Genomic DNA, 19,042 nt, shown 5'->3' on the forward strand with positions numbered 1-19,042 from the left:
CATCAATGAACGTGGCACTATTACTTGTGACAATTGCAGTAGCATTCATCGTCACCGTCCTTATTTCTCCAATAATCATACCATTTCTACGCAGGTTGAAATTTGGTCAGAGTATTCGTGAGGAAGGACCAAAATCCCATATGAAAAAGTCGGGTACACCGACAATGGGCGGCGTGATGATCATGATCAGCATTGTCGTATCTACATGGATCATGCATGCAATAGGCAATATCCATATTAGCCTGGAAACGTGGCTGCTATTATTCGTATTGATCGGATACGGCTTGCTCGGATTCCTTGATGACTACATCAAAGTAGCAATGAAACGAAACCTTGGATTAACATCCAAGCAGAAAATGATTGGTCAGATCATTATCGCTATCGTTTTTTACGCACTGCTTCGATTTAATGATTTCGGTACGTACATACAGATTCCGGGAACATCGATTCAGTGGGACCTCGGATGGGGTTATTTCTTCTTGATTCTTGTTATGCTTGTCGGCGCATCCAATGCCGTCAATTTGACAGACGGACTGGACGGTCTCCTGGCAGGTACTGCTGCGATTGCGTTCGGAGCATTCGCTGTGGTGGCGTACTATGACGTCCAGCAAACACAAATTACTGTATTCTCTTTGGCAGTGGTCGGGGCTTTGCTAGGATTCCTTGTATTCAATGCGCATCCTGCGAAGGTATTTATGGGAGACACCGGATCACTTGGACTTGGCGGCGCAATTGCAGCCGTTGCCATACTCACTAAAATGGAGATTCTGCTGATTGTCATCGGCGGTGTCTTCGTTATCGAGACACTTTCCGTAATGATCCAGGTCATTTCCTTCAAGACGACTGGAAAACGGGTATTCAAGATGAGCCCGCTTCACCATCACTATGAACTGTCTGGTTGGTCGGAATGGCGTGTCGTAACGACATTTTGGGCTGTAGGACTATTATTCGCTGTCATCGGTGTCTACATGAAGGTGGGATTATGATGAGTGATTTTGAAACCAAATTCCCATATCAAAACGTGCTTGTACTGGGCCTGGCAAAGAGTGGATTTGCTGCTGCCAGCACATTGCTTGCCCACGGACGCAACGTTCGGGTAAGTGATCTGAATACAACCAATCAAGAAGAACTTGTCCAAATCCTCGAGCAAAAAGGTGCACAAGTGAGGCTTGGTGTGCAAGAAGTAGAACTTTTGGAAGATATTGATGTTTTGATTAAGAATCCAGGAATTCGTTATGAGAATGTGATTGTACAAACAGCAATGGAAAGAAATATTCCAGTGCTGACGGAAGTCGAACTTGCTGGTTTGCTTCACAAGGGTACCCTGATTGGTATTACCGGATCAAACGGTAAGACTACAACGACAACACTTGCTTATGAGATGCTCAAAGAGAGCCAGGTAAGTACGTTTGTTGCTGGTAATATCGGTACAGCCGCATCCGAAGTTGCCGACAGGACGACAGAAGATGACCGGCTTGTTTTGGAGCTTTCATCTTTCCAGCTTCAAGGTATCGATCAGTTCCGTCCGAAAATAAGTGTTATGCTGAACATTTTTGAAGCACATTTGGATTATCACCATTCTCTTGAAAATTATGAACAAGCGAAAGCTAATATTTTCCGTAATCAAGATGCAACTGACTATCTTGTTTATAATGCGGAGGATGAGCGGCTTCGTGATATCGTCAAAAATGCGAAAGCAACCCTTGTTCCTTTTTCAGGTTCCAGAAAGCTGGAAGATGGTGCATGGTATGATGATACTCATGTGTATTTCAAGGACGAACCGATAGCAGCATTAAAAGATATCCTGCTTGTCGGAGGCCATCAGCTGGAGAATATACTCGCTGCTTTAGCAGCTGCTAAGCTAGCCGGAGCGACTAACGAAGGTATTCAGCAAGTATTGAAGACTTTCTCAGGTGTTGAGCATCGGCTGCAGTATATAAAGCACATTAATGGCCGTGCATTTTATAACGACTCAAAAGCTACCAATATTTTGGCAACCTCAAAAGCATTGTCATCATTCGATCAGCCGACAATCCTGCTTGCAGGAGGCTTGGATCGCGGTAACACGTTTGAGACACTTGTCCCATTCATGGAACATGTAAAAGCATTGATCGTGTTCGGTGAAACAGCTGAAAAATTGCGAGAGACTGCCTATATGGCCGGGATTGAACTAATTGAACATGCGAAGGATGTCAAAGAGGCAGCTGAAATTGCTTATCGCATCTCTCAGAGCGGCGATGTGATCCTTCTGTCTCCAGCATGTGCAAGCTGGGATCAGTACCGTACATTTGAAGAAAGAGGAGACATGTTTGTAGAAGCGGTGCATACATTAGAGTAGGGGCTTGTCCTGCTCAGCCGCTTCGCTGCATGCGGACCCCCAATTCCAATCCAAGGAAATGGGGTTTTTCTTTGCGTAAATCTAATCTCCCGAAGACGGACTGGCTATTGCTCTTCTCTATCGGAGGCCTGCTGACAATCGGTATCATCATGGTGTATAGTGCTTCTGCTGTATGGGCGGAATATAAATTTGACGATAGCTTCTTTTTTGCCAAGCGGCAGCTATTGTTCGCCGGTGTTGGTTTAGGGGCTATGCTGGTCATTTCCAGGTTGCATTATGAGATTTGGCGGAAATATGCGAAGGTTTTACTGTTGATTTGCTTTATTTTGCTTATTGCCGTCTTGATTCCCGGAGTCGGATTGGTCCGTGGTGGTGCAAGAAGCTGGATCGGGGTAGGGGCCTTCAGTATCCAGCCTTCTGAATTCACAAAGCTGGGCTTGATAATCTATTTAGCTGTATATCTTTCGGCCAAGCAGAAATATATAACTTCCTTGAAGCAAGGATTTCTGCCTTCGCTCTTGCTCGTTTTTACAGCTTTCGGAATGATTATGCTCCAGCCGGATCTTGGCACAGGTGTTGTTCTAGTACTTACTTGTATGGTGATGATTTTAGTTAGCGGAGCCAGAATCTCCCACTTCGTCGGTCTCGGTATTTTAGGACTAGGTGCTTTCGCAGCACTCATTTTGTCTGCGCCATATCGTATACAGCGCATTACTGCTTTCCTTGATCCTTGGGAGGATCCATTAGGGGAAGGATTCCAGATCATCCAATCTCTATATGCGATTGGTCCAGGTGGATTGATGGGACTCGGCTTAGGCAACAGTCTGCAAAAATTCTTCTATCTTCCGGAGCCGCAGACAGATTTCATTTTTGCCATTCTGGCAGAGGAGCTTGGCTTCATCGGAGGTGCTGGCGTTATGCTTCTCTTCCTGCTGTTTCTGTGGCGAGGCATTCAAGTAGCTCTTCGCGCGCCTGATGGCTTTAGCAGTCTGCTGGCATTAGGCATCACTGGTATGATAGCTATCCAATGTATGATTAACATCAGTGTAGTAATAGGGTTGATCCCGGTTACTGGTATCACACTGCCGTTTTTAAGCTACGGAGGATCATCGCTTACACTTACGCTGAGCTCAGTTGGTATCCTTCTGAATGTCAGCAGGTATAGCAAACTCTGAAGAATTCGACGATCACTAGACTAACGAACAAGTTAGATTCGATATGCACCGATAAAAAGGTGGATTTGAAAAAGTAATATATTAAAAATTTTTAGATAATTCTTATTGACTTTTTTTAGCAACGCACGTATCATTATAAACAATTTCATACAGTTCTTATCAAGAGAAGCCGAGGGACTGGCCCGATGAAGCTTCAGCAACCTCTGACTAAGTCAGAAAGGTGCTAAATCCAGCAAGATTAATTTCTTGGAAGATAAGAGTGCGGGCGATTATATCAAGCTCTCTTTTCTTCGGAAAAGAGAGCTTTTTTTCGTTTAGTCACTCTACTACAGAAAAAGGAGAAATGAAAATTGACTGACATTATTATTTTATCAGGAAGCCCGTCCAAACATTCCAGGTCTCAGCTGGCTGCTAATTATGCAGGTAAACTGGCTGAAGAGCAAGGTTTCACCGTCAAGGAAATCAGTGTTACCGATTTTACGCCGGAGGATTTAATTTATGCAAGATTCGACAGCCCTGCAATTGTGCGGGCAGGTCATGCTGTCAGCGGCGCGAAAGGCTTAATCATTGCTTCGCCTGTATATAAAGCAGCATATACAGGCGTGCTGAAAGCATTGCTTGATTTATTGCCTCAAGATGCATTTAAGCACAAGCCCGTACTTCCGATCATGACAGGAGGCAGCCCGGCTCATTTGTTAGCGATAGATTATGCGCTAAAGCCCTTGATTGCGAATCTTAAGGGAGAGCCTTTACAGGGAGTATATTTGTGCGATCACCATATCAACAAGGAGAATCCTGATCAACCAGTGGCAGATGCAGAAACAGGTATAAGGATTAACACGCAAGCTAATCAGCTTGTTGAGGCGATTCGCCGAAATCACTCTATCAGTATCGCAAAGTAAAGGAGGGAAGTAATGAAAGCAACGAAAACGTTGTTCGGTATACCAGTTCAAGTCATTGGCGGGTTGCTTGCGATTTTGTTTTTCATGACTGGGGATGGCATCGAACAGGCATTCCTGTCCAAGTATGTTGTCGACATTGGCTTCACTACCAATCAGTCAGCTATCATGTTCAGTGCTTATGGGATCGTGCTTACACTGGCTTCCTGGCTGGCTGGTGTTCTAGGAGAAGTCATCGGACCTCGGAAAACGATGCTGATTGGGCTTGTGACGTGGGTTGTTTTTGAAGTCGGCTTTCTGTATCTGGGGCTTTACATGGAAAGCTTTACTATGATGGTGCTTATGTACGGATTGCGCGGTTTTGGCTACCCGCTGTTTGCTTTCGCTTTTATTGTCTGGATTGCCTACCGTACGGAAAAGCAAAAGCTTGCAACAGCAATGGGATGGTTCTTCTTTATGTTTGCTGGGGGAATTGGTTTTCTTGGCTCCTATTATCCGAGTATTTTACTGCCATACATCGGAGAAATGGCCACATTGTGGAGCTCGCTTATTTGGATCATCCTTGGTGGAATTTTAGGTGTCGCATTAGTCGATGACAAAGATCGCCAGGGAGTCAGGATTCAGGATCAAAGCCGGGGAAATAAATGGGCAGAAGCACTTAAAGGCATCACGATTCTTTGGGAGAGTCCTCGCGTTGCTGCTGGAGGTCTGCTTCGGACAATCAATACAGCAGGATGGTATGGTTTCGTAGTTGTGATGCCTGGATTTTTCACAAGTTTCCTGGATATTTCGACAAGTCAGTGGCTCCAGCTTTGGGCAATTCAGTCCATCAGCAATATGGCGGCAGGGGTGTTGTTTGGAATGATAGGTGACCGAATCGGCTGGGTCAAGGTAGTCCGTTGGTTTGGCTGTGTGGGAGCAGCTATTTGTTCTTTGCTTTACTACTATATCCCGGCAGCATTCGGAGCAAATATCCCTCTTCTAATGCTGAACGCTATTCTTTTCGGTGCTGCAATAGCAGCTTTTGTTCCGCTGTCTGCTATATTGCCGACGCTTGCTCCAGCTAATCGCGGTGCAGCGATCTCGGTACTTAATTTAGGTGCTGGAGCCAGTCAGTTTCTGGGACCGGTGCTTGTCGGAGTACTGAATAACTACTTAGGAATCATCGGTGTGGTATGGGGATTTGCCATTTTATATGCACTTAGTTTTCTGTTAACACCATTTCTAACCCCTGCTTCGAAAGCACAAATACATGCCTCAGAAGAGCTTGCTGTCAGATAACTAAAGGAGGATTTTCAAATGACAAACAAACGGATCTTTTTGAACGCTTTTGATATGAATTGCGTTGGACATCAATCACCTGGGTTATGGACACATCCTGATGATCAGGCACATCGTTACAAGGACTTGGAGTATTGGACAGAGCTTGCGCAGCTATTGGAGCGCGGGCGGTTTGATGCGTTGTTTTTAGCAGATGTACTCGGAACATATGATGTGTATCAAAACTCCCGGGATGGAGCAGTCCGTCAAGCAGCACAAGTGCCGGTGAATGATCCGCTGCTTGTCGTGCCGGCGATGGCCCAAGTCACAAAGCATTTGGGTTTTGGTGTCACGGCATCCGTTACGTATGAGCACCCATACAGCTTTGCGCGTCGTGTATCTACTCTGGATCATTTGACGAAAGGCCGTGTCGGCTGGAATATTGTTACCTCCTATTTAGAAAGTGCAGCAAGGAACCTTGGGTTGGATACGCAAGTCAAACATGACGAGCGTTATAACATTGCAGAGGAATACGTAGAAGTCTGCTATAAGCTTTGGGAGGGCAGTTGGGAAGACGGTGCAGTTGTTCGTGATACAGAGAGAAAAGTGTACACTGACCCAGAAAAGGTGCATGATATCCACCACAACGGTACTTATTATACTGTGCCGGGAGCACATCTGTCCGAACCTTCTCCACAGCGGACGCCAGTGCTTTTCCAGGCGGGATCATCGTCTAAGGGCCGATCATTTGCTGCTAAGCATGCCGAATGTGTCTTTATAAGCACCCCCACAGTTACTGTGACAAAAAGCTATGTAGACAAGCTGCGAGAAGAAGCGAAGCGCCAAGGACGTGACCCCGAAGAGATAAAAGTGATGAGTCTCTTTACTCCGATAGTGGCCGAGACAGAAGAAGCTGCACAGGAAAAACTGGCAGAATATCGAAGTCATGCAAGCTATGAAGGAGGTCTGGTACTGCTGGGTGGATGGACCGGCATTGATTTTTCCGAATATGATCCGGACGAAGAGCTTCGTTTCGTTGAGAATGAATCGATCCATTCAGCCGTGGAGACGTTCACGAAGATTGATCCAAATAAAAAATGGACTGTCCGTGAAGTGGCCGAATTTGTAGGTGTAGGAGGAATTGGTCCGGTAGTCGCCGGAACACCGGTCCAAGTGGCTGATGCAATGGAAGAGTGGATTGAACAGACTGGCGTCGATGGGTTTAATATAGCATACGCAGTGACTCCTGGAACCTTTAAAGATCTTGCAGATTATGTGGTGCCGATTTTGCAGGAGCGGGGCAGAATCAGAAAGGATTATGAAGGCGATACATTACGCGAGAATTTGAGCGGAAATAAGAGACTGCCAGTTCATCACCCAGCACGCCAGATCGGGCGAGCAGTTCAAGAACAAGGAAAGCAAACGGTGTAAAGTCATGACCAATAAAACTGAAACTACATTAGAAACCATTTACTCGTTGATAGAAGAAATAGTTGACCAGACCATTGGCCCCTCTGCAGATCGGCTCGACCGGGAGAAAATCTTTCCTAAGGCGAACATGCAGGAACTAGCTGATAAAGGATTGAACGGTATTTTACTGCCTGAATCCTTGGGGGGGCTGGATGCAGGGTACAAAGCATTTTCGATAGTGGCAGAAAAGATTGCTGCACACTGTCCTTCCACTGGTCTTGTTTACACGATGCATGTGGAAGCGGCCGATGTGATAGTCCGATTCGGATCGAAGGAACAGCAGGAGAAGTGGCTAAAACCTGTACAGGCGGGGAGCTTTGGCACAACCTCGACAAGTGAAAGAACCTCTGGAGGCAGATATTGGATCAACACGAGCCGAGCAAAACGGACGCTTCAAGGATATGAGCTTAATCTTGAAAAATCGTTTACGACAAGCAGCGGATTTGCTGATTTTTATATTGTTCAAACTGGCTCGCCCGAGGCTTCTTCAGCTGATGATTTGAGTTATTTTATCATCGAAGGAACGAACCCTGGCTTAAGCTATGGAAGCTGGGATGCGCTCGGAGTGAGAGGGAATCATAGCTCTTCACTCACTCTCGACAGAGTGCAAGTGCCGAAAGAAAATTTGCTCGGAAGTGAAGGGTCTGGCCGTACAATTGTAGAAACGAGTATTGCTTATTTGCTTGGCCTGGGTTCTGTCTGGACAGGCCTGGCTGGCGGCATTATTGATATAGTAACGGTTTATGCCAAACAGAATCATCATCGTGATGTGGAAAAAAGCCTTGGTGACTATCAGGTTATCCGCAGTTTGCTTGCTAAAGCCGTGATCCAATATAAAGGGCTTGCTGCCTGGCTGGAGCAGCTTCGAAGCGAGGTTGATCATCAGCTTAACAATGGCTCAGGAAAGCTTAGCCCCCCAACACAGCAGGATTTGCTGTCATTTAAAATACATGCTTCGGATACGGTGAATGATATTGCACAAATCGCCATGGACATTACAGGAGGTTATGGTTATAAAATTGGTAAGCTGGAACGGTTTTACCGAGATGCAAGAGCGGGTATTGTAATGGGACCTTCCAATAATCTTGCTCGTGAAATTCTTGCAAAGCAGCTTATAGGTATTTCAGATGATTTGTGGGGAGAAACCTCTTGATTAGAGGTTTCTTTTTTCTGGGATATGAAAGATCCCTAGTTAATCTCATTATGAAAGTAACCATATGGGAATTTTTACATATGAAAAAACAAGGCTTGACCGACAAAATAAAGTACCCAGGAACGAATGTAATGGTAGAATGGGAGAGTAATAGCAGAGACAGTATAAAGAAAGAAGATGGATAGAAGTTTTCATTTCTTGACCATTGAAGAAGGAAATCGGCGGCTTCTTATGTAATTAGGTAAAGAAACCTTTTTGAAGGCGGATTATTTACAATTTGTTGGTTACTGACTACTTCCGCTATATGAATGTGTTATAATTTTATAATTACAATACAAGCAGTTTTTGACTGTACAGCATAGGAAGAAGAGGAAATGAGCGAAAAAAAGAAAATTGTTTCCATCGAGGACCGTATCCCAAAATTAAAACAAGCGAGAAAGAAAAAGGCGAATAGACGACTTATATTCTACTTGTCTATTTTCTTCGTACTTATCTTCATCATTGTGTACCTGCAATCGCCATTAAGCAATATTCACCGCCTTGAAGTGGAAGGAAATGATTTTCTGCCTAAAGATACTATCATTCAAAGCAGCGGCCTGACTACTTCAGATAATATGTGGCGCATTGATAAGGATGAAGCAATTAAACGGATAGAGGAAAATGAAGAAGTTGAAAAGGTATCAATAAGCAGAGGCTTCCCTGCCACTGTCACAATCAAAGTGACAGAGCTTGGCAGAGTAGGATATCTGCAGCAGGATGGCAGTTATCGCGCACTGCTGACCAATGGCAGTATCTCTGAAAAGAAATGGGAGCAGCCAAAATCCGATGCCCCGACTCTCTATGGTTTTTCTGATGATAAGTATCTTAAAGAGATGGCAGAGGAACTTGCCGAATTGCCAGCTTCTATTACCGGTCTCATATCCGAGATACACTACAAGCCATCAGAAGACAATCAATTCATCATTCAGCTTTTCATGAGTGACGGCAGGGAAGTGCAAGGAACAATCCGCACTTTCGCTACGAACATGGAGGCATATCCTAGCATTGCTGCTCAGCTTGATCCAGAAGTCGATGGTGTACTCCATATGGGAGTAGGGACCTATTTCGAGCCTGCTGAGAAGGAAAAAGAAGATAACGACCAAGAAGAAGGCAGATAAGCAGAAATTCGTGGTATTTTGTCAGTTTATGTAGAATAAACGGGCTATATGCGGTATAGTCGAATCAAATACGAGTATATTAGGCTAAATTCTTACAGAATGTCGCTTTTTAGGCAAAATTTCTCGTGAAATTTGTTATAATTATGCGTGTCTCAATACAAATGTTAATAATGAAACGAAAATGTAAAAACAATGCTGGGCGACATGTCTCTAGGATTAGGAGGTGCCTTACGTGAACAACAGTGAAATTTTAGTCAGCTTAGATGTAGGAACATCAAATATTAAAGTGATTATCGGGGAAGTATTTCAGGATTCCCTTAACATAATCGGTGTCGGTACGGCAAAATCAAAAGGCCTGAAGAAAGGCGCCATCGTCGATATCGACCAAACTGTCCAATCGATCCGCAGTGCTGTAGAACAAGCAGAGCGGATGGTCGGTATGCAAATCGAACGTGTAGTCGTCGGTGTCAATGGGAATCAGATTCAGCTGCATCCATGCCATGGAGTAGTGGCTGTATCCAATGAAACCCGTGAGATAGACGATGAGGATATTGCGCGAGTAATTGACGCGGCGCAGGTTGTGTCCATTCCGCCGGAACGTGAAATAGTCGATGTGGTTCCAAAACAGTTCATCGTAGATGGATTGGACGGTATCAATGACCCTCGCGGCATGATTGGTGTTCGATTAGAAATGGAAGGAACAATCATTACTTGTTCCCGTACAGTCTTACATAATCTATTGAAATGCGTCGAGAGAGCCAACTTAGAAGTGATGGATATATGTCTGCAGCCATTGGCTGCAGGGGCTGTCGCCCTTTCAGAGGATGAAAAGAACCTTGGTGTTGGATTGATCGACATCGGCGGAGGCAATACAACTGTCTCTGTGTTCGGAAATGGTCAGCTCATGGCAACTAGTGTGGTTCCTCTTGGCGGCGAGAATATTAGCAAGGATATATCTATAGGACTGAAGACTTCCTCCGAACAAGCGGAAGAAATCAAAATTGGATATGGACATGCTTTCTACGACGATGCCAGGGAGGATGAGACATTCGAAGCGTCGATTATCGGCAGCAACAAGAAACAAAACTTCTCCCAGCTTGATGTTGCAGACATAGTGGAAGCCCGTGTTGAAGAAATATTTGCATACGCCGACAGCGAAATCAAGCGCATGGGCTTCCCTGAACTCCCGGGCGGCTATGTCCTCACCGGCGGAACATCCATGATGCCAGGCATGCTTGAACTGGCACAGGACTGCTTCCAGGCGAATGTGAGACTTGCGATCCCGGATTATTTAGGAGTGCGGGAACCGCAGTTTACAAGCGCCGTTGGAATCTTGCAATTTGCCTATCGGAATGCGAGAATACAAGGGAAGGAGATCTTCTCTGCTGTGACAGAAGGAGATTTCGATGAGCCGGAAAGAAGACCGGCAAAACCCGCTAAATCAGAAAAGAAAAAAGGCGAAGAAAAAAAGAAAGAATCAGGTATTGCTAACCTGTTCAAGTACTTTTTCGATTAAGACAGACACGTCAGCTCGATTGAAGGGAAAGACGGTTTGTAAATAGGAGGACGTTAAGATGTTAGAGTTTGACACAAATATGGAAACATTAGCGACAATAAAAGTCATCGGCGTCGGCGGAGGCGGAAGCAACGCCGTCAACCGAATGATCGAACATGGCGTCCAAGGCGTGGACTTTATTGCAGTAAATACTGATTCACAGGCATTGAATCTATCTAAAGCAGATGTCAAAATGCAGATTGGTGCGAAACTGACTCGCGGTCTTGGTGCTGGTGCCAACCCGGAAGTTGGCCGCAAAGCAGCAGAAGAAAGCAAAGAACAGATCCAGGAAGTTCTCCAAGGGGCCGACATGGTATTCGTTACAGCCGGTATGGGAGGCGGTACTGGTACAGGTGCTGCACCAGTTATCGCACAGATAGCCAAAGAGCTTGGCGCATTGACAGTCGGTATCGTTACACGTCCATTCTCTTTCGAGGGACGTAAGCGTCAGACGCAGGCTTTAGCTGGAACGGATGCTCTAAAGGGTAGTGTAGATACACTTATCGTCATCCCGAATGACCGCTTGCTTGAAATTGTTGATAAAAACACGCCTATGCTTGAGGCATTCCGTGAAGCGGATAATGTCCTTCGTCAAGGTGTACAAGGTATTTCCGAACTGATTGCCGTTCCTGGTTTGATCAACGTCGACTTTGCTGACGTGAAGACGATCATGGCTGATAAAGGATCTGCACTTATGGGTATCGGTATTGCAACTGGTGAAAACCGGGCGACTGAGGCTGCGAAGAAAGCTATCAGCTCTCCATTGCTAGAGACCTCTATCGATGGAGCACATGGTGTTCTGATGAACATCTCCGGCGGTACGAACCTAAGCCTGTATGAAGTACAGGAAGCGGCTGATATCGTAACAAGTGCGGCCGATCAGGAAGTAAACGTAATCTTCGGGTCCGTCATCAATGAAGATTTGAAAGATGAAATCGTTGTAACTGTCATTGCGACAGGATTCGATGAAGCTCAAATCCAGCAAGCTATGAATGCACCTCGTCCGAAAGCACGTCCGGTAGAGAAGGAAGTTCAAAGCACGCAGCAGCCTGCGACATCGGAAAGAAGAAGAGAGCGGGAAGAACTGCGCAGGGAAACACCATCTCCGCAGCAGCAACAGACGCGTAAGCAGGAAGAGGATACATTGGATATCCCGACATTCCTTCGCAATCGCAACCGCAGAAAATAATAATCACAAAGGATAGCATCCTATGATGCTATCCTTTTTTTTATGCCAAGAAATGTTAGACAAATTAGGCGGAAAATACATAAAAATAGTGCGCTGATGCGTGCATAAACTGACAGTATTTGAATCGGCTCTCCGTTATACTAGCTTCATCTATTAAAGAAGAAGGGGATAGCTGACGTGACAATCTATCTGGATGCAGTCTGGACGCTCAATCTATTTTTGGACTGGCTGCTGTTATTATGTACGCAAGCTATTGCAAGGTTGCAAGTACCAAAGCTTCGTATATTTGCAGGCGCCGTTGTAGCTTCACTCATTGTTCCAGTAACAGTCTATTTTCCCGAGAGCTTACTGGCCCACCCAGCAGGTAAATTGCTTTTTTCCATGCTAATCATCTGGACAGCTTTCGGATTCCGCTCTGTCACCCGTTTTTTAAAGCTGCTGCTGCTTTTTTATTTTGTTACCTTCGCAGTAGGCGGCAGTCTATTCGCCATCCATTATATGCTGCAGACTCAAGCTGCATTCACTTCTGCCTCCTTCTTGACTGTAAGCACAGGATATGGTGATCACGTCAGCTGGCTTTTCGTAGCCATCATGTTTCCGATTGCTTTGTATTTTACTAAAAGCAGAATGGACAAGCAGCGCTTTGAGCAATTCCGTTATGATCAGCTGCACAACGTTCAAGTGAGCATCAATGGCATTGCACATAAAACAGAAGGCTTCATCGATAGCGGAAATCATCTGTCTGATCCGTTAACGAAGCGGCCTGTCGTAATCTGTGATCAGCTTTTTTTGAGGAACTGGTTCACTGAAGAAGAATGGCAGCTGTTGGCCCAAGCAAACAGCGATTTGGATTTGGATTTGCTGCCAAAGGACTGGCCCTATGAATTTTCTGTCGTTCCGTATCAGGGTGTGAATGGGGAAGGGGCCCTCATGTTGGTTTTAAAGCCGGATAGCATTTTGATTGAAATGGAGCAAGTTCAGATCGAAACCGACCGAGTCTGGATTGGAATTCAATTCGGTAATCTTACCGCAGACCGACGCTATCACTGTCTGCTTCATCCGTCACTAGTACACGATGCCAGCACGCAAGCGGGCTAAGAAGAAGGGAGATAAACATGGGAATGAAAGCATGGAAGCTGAAAATATGGTGGTATAAAATTCTCGTCAAGCTTAAAATCAAGCGAAAGGAAATTTATTATATCGGAGGCAGCGAGGCTTTGCCTCCTCCATTATCGAAGGAAGAGGAGTTCAAATTGCTCCAGCTCCTGCCTACTGGTGATAAATCGGCAAGAGCGATGCTGATTGAGCGCAACCTTCGCCTAGTGGTGTATATAGCGAGGAAGTTCGAAAATACCGGCATCAATATAGAAGACTTGATTAGCATTGGAACAATCGGTTTGATCAAGGCTGTGAATACTTTCAATCCAGAAAAGAAAATCAAGCTTGCAACATACGCTTCCCGCTGTATAGAAAATGAAATTCTCATGTATTTACGCCGGAATAGCAAACTGAAATCAGAAATCAGTTTTGATGAACCGCTCAATATTGATTGGGATGGCAATGAACTGCTTTTATCAGATGTATTAGGAACGGACGATGACATCATCACGAAGGATATCGAGAAGAATGTAGATAAGAATTTACTAAAAAAAGCCTTGGAACAGCTCAATGACAGAGAAAAGCAAATCATGGAACTGCGCTTTGGGCTTATCGGTCAGGAAGAGAAAACGCAAAAAGATGTGGCGGATATGCTCGGCATATCCCAGTCTTATATATCCCGTTTGGAAAAGAAGATTATCCGCCGATTGCAAAAAGAATTTAATAAAATGCTCTAAGCCTTACTGGTGCCTGTATTTGTCCACTGCCGGACAATGTCAGGCACCTTTTGTCTTTGCATAAAAAAATTCCCGCGGGGAGATACTGTGCTTGCATCGTATCTTCATTCGGGAGGTCAAGGAATATGTCGAGACAGAAAGTTGAAATATGTGGGGTAGATACTTCAAAGCTGCCAGTACTCAAAAATGAGGAAATGAAAAAGCTATTCATCCGCATGCAGCAAGAAGACGACATTTCAGCCCGGGAAGAACTCGTCAATGGGAATCTCCGACTTGTGCTCAGTGTTATTCAGCGCTTCAATAATCGAGGAGAATATGTTGACGATCTTTTTCAAGTAGGCTGTATCGGACTAATGAAATCCATTGATAATTTCGATTTGAAGCATAATGTGCGTTTTTCTACATACGCAGTGCCGATGATCATAGGGGAAATTCGCCGCTACTTACGAGATAATAATCCGATTCGGGTCTCTCGTTCCTTGCGTGATACGGCATATAAAGCTTTGCAGGTACGTGAGCAGCTGATTGCGAAGACTTCTAAAGACCCAACAACAGCTGAGATTGCTGCAGAGCTAGGTGTACAGCCCTCTGATATAACATTCGCAATGGATGCGATCCAGGATCCGGTTTCTTTGTTCGAGCCGATTTATAACGATGGCGGTGACCCGATATTCGTTTTGGATCAGCTTCGCAGCGAGTCGGAAAATGATGCTAACTGGCTCGATAATCTTTCTTTGAAAGAAGGTATGCATCGTCTGAACGAACGGGAAAAAATGATTCTGAACAAGCGTTTCTTCCAAGGCAAAACACAGATGGAAGTCGCAGACGAAATTGGTATATCCCAAGCACAAGTATCGCGGCTGGAAAAAGCTGCAATAGAAGAAATGAATAAACAAATGTTCGAGTGAAGACACCTGATTCAGGTGTCTTTTTTATGTTTGCATGCTAATTCATGAGCTTGGCCGCATAGACTAGAAGAAAAGAGCAAAGGGGCTACGTATTGATGACATTAACCGAATTGCAGATGAAGGATATAGTTCTGATGGAGAATGGTAAAAAAGTAGGGAATGTGTCCGATTTGGAAATCAATGAACAAAATGGTCATATATCAGCAATTATCGTAACACTTCGAGGGAAGATGATGGGGCTGTTCGGGAAGGAAGAGGAATTAGTCGTTCCATGGAATCAGATCATCACGATTGGAACAGATGTCATCTTAATCAAAAGTCCTGAACAAGCATCTTTGACAGAAGAAGCGAGCAAGTAATCTTGTACAGAATCAAGCGGAAATATGGTACTATAAAAGCAATCAGAGGAGTGGGTACCATATGAGAGAAACAGCTTCCGACTTGAAAGGGCTGTATATGAAGCTTGGCGGATGGTCAGCTCCTGACAGCATCGTCAGCGGAATTACGACAAAATACAATGGTGTGAGTAACGCGCCTTTTCATAGTCTGAATATGGGACTGCATGTCGGCGATGAGCCAGAAGCGGTCGTCCAAAATCGTCAGCTTCTTGCCGAAGCAATTCAGTTCCCCTTGGAAAGATGGGTACTGGGTGAGCAAGTCCACGGGACAGAAATAGCGGTCGTCACCAAAAGAGAAGCAGGTCGCGGAAGCCGGGAATTAGCTGACAGCCTCCCATCAGTTGATGGTTTGATCACGAATGAAAAAGGCATGCTTCTTGCTGCTTTCTTTGCAGACTGTGTGCCTCTTTATTTTTTCGATAGTACTAGTGGGTGGATCGGAATGGCACACGCTGGCTGGCGCGGAACTGTCGCAAATATGGCAGGGAAAATGACTGAAGCTCTTTGTAACAACGGAGCAAACAAGGAAAATTTACAAGCGATGATCGGACCATGTATATCCAAGAACAGATACGAAGTGGACGATCATATTGTACAGCAGATACCTGAGCAATTCCGGGCTAAGGTGCTGGAGCCAAGCGGATCGGATCGATATTATCTTGATCTGCAGACACTCAATCGGCTGTATATGCTGCAAGCAGATATTCTGGATGAAAACATACTGACAGCGGCGCATTGTACATACGATTCTCCGGAATTCTATTCACATCGGGAAGATCAAGGAAAAACCGGCCGTATGATCGGTTTTATCGGGATGAAAGAGGAGTAAGCATGAATACAGTACAAGAGAATCTGAAACGGATCAAGGATGATATTAGCTCGGCAGCGGCTAGAACAGGCCGAAATTCCGAGGATATAACACTCCTTGCCGTTACGAAATATGTTACAATTGAACGAACAGAAGAAGCTGTCGATGCCGGTATTGTCGATTTAGGCGAGAATCGGATCGAAGGTTTTCTTGAGAAGCAGGCAATCATTGGAGAAAAAGCTGTATGGCATTTCATCGGAAGCCTGCAAACAAGGAAAGTAAAAGATGTCATCAATCAGGTGGATTATCTGCATGCACTGGACAGACTGTCGCTCGCAAAGGAAATTCAGAAACGGGCAACCAAGAAAATCAAGTGCTTTGTACAAGTCAATGTGAGCGGAGAAGCTACCAAATCTGGTGTTTCACCTGAGGAAACACTGTCTTTTATCAAGGAGCTTGCAGAATTTCCGGCAATTGAAGTAGTCGGTCTGATGACGATGGCACCTAATACAGATAATGAAGATGTACTCCGCAGTGTGTTCAGCGGCTTGAGACAGCTTCGTGACGAAGTGGCAGCTGCTGGGTTGACGCATGCACCTTGTACATTCTTATCCATGGGAATGAGTAATGATTACACAATCGCGGTAGAAGAAGGAGCGACTCATATCCGGGTCGGCTCTGCTCTTGTAGGTCCATACTAAAATGCGAGGTGAAGAAAATGAGTTTCAAGAATAAGATGAAAAATTTCTTTACTGTAGATGATGAAGAATATGAATATGTCGAGGAACAGCCAAACGAACAAGAGGAGATCGAGCCATATCAGCCAGGCGGGCGGAACCAGAATCAGAACGTTGTCAGCCTGAAAAGCGTGCAATCCTCTTCTAAAGTCGTTCTTTGCGAGCCAAGGACATATAATGAAGCACAGGAAATTGCCGATCATGTTGTAAACAGAAGAGCAGTAGTGCTTAATCTGCAGCGTGTCGATCATCACCAGGCAAAGCGTATCGTTGATTTTCTGAGTGGTACAGTCTACGCGGTTAATGGTGATATCCAGAAACTGGGCAGTCAAACCTTCCTGTGTGCTCCGGACAATATTGAACTAACCGGCAGCATATCCGATATGATAGAAGAGCAGGATGACTATAATAAGAGGTGGTAGAAGCAGATGCTTTTGAGCATAATTAGTACAGCATTCACAGTATATTCCTTTGCACTGATCATTTATATCCTGATGTCATGGTTCCCGGGAGCCCGGCAGTCAGCGTTCGGCGAAATGCTAGGACGTATCTGTGAGCCATATTTGGATGTATTTCGACGGTTCATTCCGCCGCTGGGAATGATAGATCTCTCCCCAATTGTTGGGATCATTGTTTTGCGCTTGGCGGAGAGTGGTGTAAGAACTATCTACTTTATGATTTTTTAATGATGAGGAGTACAAAGTAACGTGAGTATCTATCAGCATTACCGGGAAGAGGAACGTCCTTTTATTGACCAAATACTTTCCTGGATGGAACAAGTGGAGCGTCAATACCAGCCCCGGGTGACCGATTTCCTGGATCCCCGGGAACAGCTTATCTTCCGACAGCTGTTAGGCGGTCAGGCCGAGCTGCAGTGGGCTTTTTCCGGCGGGACGGAGAAAGCGGAAAGAAAGCGGGGGATCATCGCTCCGCTTTATGACTCGATAACTCCCGAGGACTTTAGTATCGAGCTGCTCGAAGCTGCTTATCCCGATAAGTTTGTCACACTTGAGCACCGAGATGTGATGGGCTCTTTCCTTTCCCTTGGCATCGATCGCAAAAAACTGGGTGATATAAGTGTTGGGGAAGGCATAATCCAGCTTTTCACTACATCAGACATCGCAACATACATACGTGCGAATTTAGTTGAAGTTAAAAGAGCCAAGGTATCGTGGCAATCAGTAGATCCTAATCGGTTCAGACCTGAAGAGGTGGAATGGGTCACGAGCGAAACAACTGTCTCCTCCCTCAGGCTGGATGCTATCGTAAAGGAACTCTATCGTATGTCACGCCAGCAGGCTGCAGAGCGCATCCAGAAAGGGCTTGTCAAAGTCAATTTCAAGACAGTCGAGGATGTCAGCTTTCAATTGGCTGAGGGAGACCTCATATCCCTGCGAGGAATGGGCAGGGGCAAGCTTGCAGAAGTGAAAGGTACAACGAAGAAGGACAAGCAGCGAATCACATTGGAAAAATTAAAGTAGCCGTAATGGTTATTTTATGCTATCTTTGTCGAATAACAGCTATTATTTAGATTCTTTTACAGGAGGTGGCCGTTGTGCCATTAACACCTTTGGATATTCACAATAAAGAGTTCGCCCGCGGATTCCGCGGTTATGATGAAGATGATGTAAACGACTTCCTAGACAGGGTGATCAAGGATTATGAGATCATCATCCGAGAGAAGAAGGATTTAGAAGAACGTGTACAGCAGCTCGAAGAACGACTTGGACATTTCAATAATATTGAAACGACTTTGAATAAGTCGATCCTTGTAGCGCAGGAAACTGCCGAAGAAGTGAAGGGCAATGCAATGAAAGAGTCCAAGCTGATCATCAAAGAAGCTGAGAAGAATGCTGACCGTATCATTAATGAGTCCCTCACAAAGTCACGCCAGATTGCTTTGGAAGTCGAGGACCTTAAAAAACAGGCAAAAGTATTCCGTACACGCTTGAAGATGCTTGTGGAAGCACAGCTTGAGATGATTGAAACGGATGATTGGGATGGTTTATTCGCCACAGAGGTAGCGTATGAGCCTGAGGAAGAGAAGGCGGAATAAAGTCCGCTTGACGTTTTTCGCAAACTTACATATAATTTTACTATTATTAGCAAACAACATGACCATGATATAAAGACTGTGATCGGGACAGTAGGAAGTCCATA

Annotated in this window: 20 protein-coding genes, 1 riboswitch and 1 other annotated feature (1 of these 22 cut by a window edge); all 20 genes read left to right on the top strand. The window is 45.0% G+C overall.

What is annotated here, in order from left to right; translation table 11 throughout:
* Positions 1–5 precede the first annotated feature (5 nt).
* The 20 genes from mraY (at position 6) to CHH91_RS08610 (ending at position 18,938) form a co-directional block, all read left to right on the top strand.
* A complete protein-coding gene (gene mraY, locus CHH91_RS08510; RefSeq protein WP_095223023.1) occupies positions 6–986 on the top strand; it encodes a phospho-N-acetylmuramoyl-pentapeptide-transferase in 981 nt (326 codons plus the stop codon).
* A complete protein-coding gene (murD, locus tag CHH91_RS08515; RefSeq protein ID WP_095223024.1) occupies positions 986–2,338 on the top strand; it encodes a UDP-N-acetylmuramoyl-L-alanine--D-glutamate ligase in 1,353 nt (450 codons plus the stop codon). Before mraY ends, murD begins: the two co-directional genes overlap by 1 nt.
* Before the next feature lie 71 nt (positions 2,339–2,409).
* Entirely contained in the window at positions 2,410–3,513 is a 1,104-nt protein-coding gene (gene spoVE / locus CHH91_RS08520; protein ID WP_286160730.1) for a stage V sporulation protein E, read from the top strand.
* 153 nt (positions 3,514–3,666) lie between these two features.
* Positions 3,667–3,773: riboswitch (SAM riboswitch) on the top strand.
* A gap of 90 nt (positions 3,774–3,863) precedes the next feature.
* Positions 3,864–4,415: an NADPH-dependent FMN reductase gene (ssuE, locus tag CHH91_RS08525; RefSeq protein WP_095223026.1), complete on the top strand. Its 552-nt coding sequence runs from the start codon at positions 3,864–3,866 to the stop codon at positions 4,413–4,415.
* A 12-nt stretch (positions 4,416–4,427) separates the two neighbouring features.
* Positions 4,428–5,693, top strand: coding sequence for an MFS transporter (locus CHH91_RS08530; RefSeq protein WP_217973714.1), 1,266 nt, complete (start codon positions 4,428–4,430; stop codon positions 5,691–5,693).
* Between the two features lie 18 nt (positions 5,694–5,711).
* Positions 5,712–7,103 carry an LLM class flavin-dependent oxidoreductase gene (locus tag CHH91_RS08535; protein WP_095223027.1) on the top strand — a complete coding sequence of 464 codons (1,392 nt, stop codon included), beginning with the start codon at positions 5,712–5,714 and terminating at the stop codon, positions 7,101–7,103.
* 4 nt (positions 7,104–7,107) lie between these two features.
* A complete protein-coding gene (locus CHH91_RS08540) occupies positions 7,108–8,295 on the top strand; it encodes an acyl-CoA dehydrogenase family protein (RefSeq protein WP_095223028.1) in 1,188 nt (395 codons plus the stop codon).
* A gap of 374 nt (positions 8,296–8,669) precedes the next feature.
* Positions 8,670–9,452, top strand: a complete 783-nt coding sequence (locus CHH91_RS08550) for a cell division protein FtsQ/DivIB (RefSeq protein ID WP_095223030.1) — start codon at positions 8,670–8,672, stop codon at positions 9,450–9,452.
* 232 nt (positions 9,453–9,684) lie between these two features.
* On the top strand, positions 9,685–10,968 hold the full coding sequence (gene ftsA, locus CHH91_RS08555; RefSeq protein ID WP_095223031.1) for a cell division protein FtsA: 1,284 nt from the start codon (positions 9,685–9,687) through the stop codon (positions 10,966–10,968).
* 58 nt (positions 10,969–11,026) lie between these two features.
* Entirely contained in the window at positions 11,027–12,196 is a 1,170-nt protein-coding gene (ftsZ, locus tag CHH91_RS08560; RefSeq protein WP_095223032.1) for a cell division protein FtsZ, read from the top strand.
* Positions 12,197–12,373: 177 nt separating this feature from the next.
* Positions 12,374–13,294, top strand: a complete 921-nt coding sequence (spoIIGA, locus tag CHH91_RS08565) for a sigma-E processing peptidase SpoIIGA (RefSeq protein WP_095223033.1) — start codon at positions 12,374–12,376, stop codon at positions 13,292–13,294.
* A gap of 23 nt (positions 13,295–13,317) precedes the next feature.
* Complete coding sequence (gene sigE / locus CHH91_RS08570; protein WP_095223064.1) at positions 13,318–14,031, top strand: RNA polymerase sporulation sigma factor SigE; 714 nt, start codon at positions 13,318–13,320, stop codon at positions 14,029–14,031.
* A gap of 125 nt (positions 14,032–14,156) precedes the next feature.
* Entirely contained in the window at positions 14,157–14,939 is a 783-nt protein-coding gene (gene sigG, locus CHH91_RS08575) for an RNA polymerase sporulation sigma factor SigG (protein WP_095223034.1), read from the top strand.
* Between the two features lie 95 nt (positions 14,940–15,034).
* Positions 15,035–15,298 carry a YlmC/YmxH family sporulation protein gene (locus CHH91_RS08580; RefSeq protein WP_095223035.1) on the top strand — a complete coding sequence of 88 codons (264 nt, stop codon included), beginning with the start codon at positions 15,035–15,037 and terminating at the stop codon, positions 15,296–15,298.
* A gap of 61 nt (positions 15,299–15,359) precedes the next feature.
* Positions 15,360–16,166, top strand: a complete 807-nt coding sequence (gene pgeF / locus CHH91_RS08585; protein ID WP_286160731.1) for a peptidoglycan editing factor PgeF — start codon at positions 15,360–15,362, stop codon at positions 16,164–16,166.
* A 2-nt stretch (positions 16,167–16,168) separates the two neighbouring features.
* Positions 16,169–16,846: a YggS family pyridoxal phosphate-dependent enzyme gene (locus CHH91_RS08590; protein WP_095223036.1), complete on the top strand. Its 678-nt coding sequence runs from the start codon at positions 16,169–16,171 to the stop codon at positions 16,844–16,846.
* Between the two features lie 17 nt (positions 16,847–16,863).
* On the top strand, positions 16,864–17,304 hold the full coding sequence (locus CHH91_RS08595; protein WP_095223037.1) for a cell division protein SepF: 441 nt from the start codon (positions 16,864–16,866) through the stop codon (positions 17,302–17,304).
* Between the two features lie 6 nt (positions 17,305–17,310).
* Positions 17,311–17,568 carry a YggT family protein gene (locus tag CHH91_RS08600; RefSeq protein ID WP_095217536.1) on the top strand — a complete coding sequence of 86 codons (258 nt, stop codon included), beginning with the start codon at positions 17,311–17,313 and terminating at the stop codon, positions 17,566–17,568.
* A gap of 21 nt (positions 17,569–17,589) precedes the next feature.
* On the top strand, positions 17,590–18,363 hold the full coding sequence (locus tag CHH91_RS08605) for a YlmH family RNA-binding protein (protein WP_095223038.1): 774 nt from the start codon (positions 17,590–17,592) through the stop codon (positions 18,361–18,363).
* A 74-nt stretch (positions 18,364–18,437) separates the two neighbouring features.
* Positions 18,438–18,938 carry a DivIVA domain-containing protein gene (locus tag CHH91_RS08610; protein ID WP_095223039.1) on the top strand — a complete coding sequence of 167 codons (501 nt, stop codon included), beginning with the start codon at positions 18,438–18,440 and terminating at the stop codon, positions 18,936–18,938.
* A 69-nt stretch (positions 18,939–19,007) separates the two neighbouring features.
* Positions 19,008–19,042: a binding site (T-box leader), on the top strand; it runs 186 nt beyond the window's last position.

The organism is Virgibacillus sp. 7505 (assembly GCF_002272135.1).
Taxonomy (GTDB): Bacteria; Bacillota; Bacilli; order Bacillales; family Amphibacillaceae; genus Terribacillus.

Coding starts and splice junctions, on each gene's coding strand:
- mraY (WP_095223023.1), top strand. CDS start 6: ATGAACGTGGCACTATTACTTGTGACAATTGCAGTAGCATTCATCGTC.
- murD (WP_095223024.1), top strand. CDS start 986: ATGAGTGATTTTGAAACCAAATTCCCATATCAAAACGTGCTTGTACTG.
- CHH91_RS08530 (WP_217973714.1), top strand. CDS start 4,428: ATGAAAGCAACGAAAACGTTGTTCGGTATACCAGTTCAAGTCATTGGC.
- CHH91_RS08535 (WP_095223027.1), top strand. CDS start 5,712: ATGACAAACAAACGGATCTTTTTGAACGCTTTTGATATGAATTGCGTT.
- CHH91_RS08540 (WP_095223028.1), top strand. CDS start 7,108: ATGACCAATAAAACTGAAACTACATTAGAAACCATTTACTCGTTGATA.
- CHH91_RS08550 (WP_095223030.1), top strand. CDS start 8,670: ATGAGCGAAAAAAAGAAAATTGTTTCCATCGAGGACCGTATCCCAAAA.
- ftsZ (WP_095223032.1), top strand. CDS start 11,027: ATGTTAGAGTTTGACACAAATATGGAAACATTAGCGACAATAAAAGTC.
- sigE (WP_095223064.1), top strand. CDS start 13,318: ATGAAAGCATGGAAGCTGAAAATATGGTGGTATAAAATTCTCGTCAAG.
- sigG (WP_095223034.1), top strand. CDS start 14,157: ATGTCGAGACAGAAAGTTGAAATATGTGGGGTAGATACTTCAAAGCTG.
- CHH91_RS08580 (WP_095223035.1), top strand. CDS start 15,035: ATGACATTAACCGAATTGCAGATGAAGGATATAGTTCTGATGGAGAAT.
- pgeF (WP_286160731.1), top strand. CDS start 15,360: ATGAGAGAAACAGCTTCCGACTTGAAAGGGCTGTATATGAAGCTTGGC.
- CHH91_RS08590 (WP_095223036.1), top strand. CDS start 16,169: ATGAATACAGTACAAGAGAATCTGAAACGGATCAAGGATGATATTAGC.
- CHH91_RS08595 (WP_095223037.1), top strand. CDS start 16,864: ATGAGTTTCAAGAATAAGATGAAAAATTTCTTTACTGTAGATGATGAA.
- CHH91_RS08600 (WP_095217536.1), top strand. CDS start 17,311: ATGCTTTTGAGCATAATTAGTACAGCATTCACAGTATATTCCTTTGCA.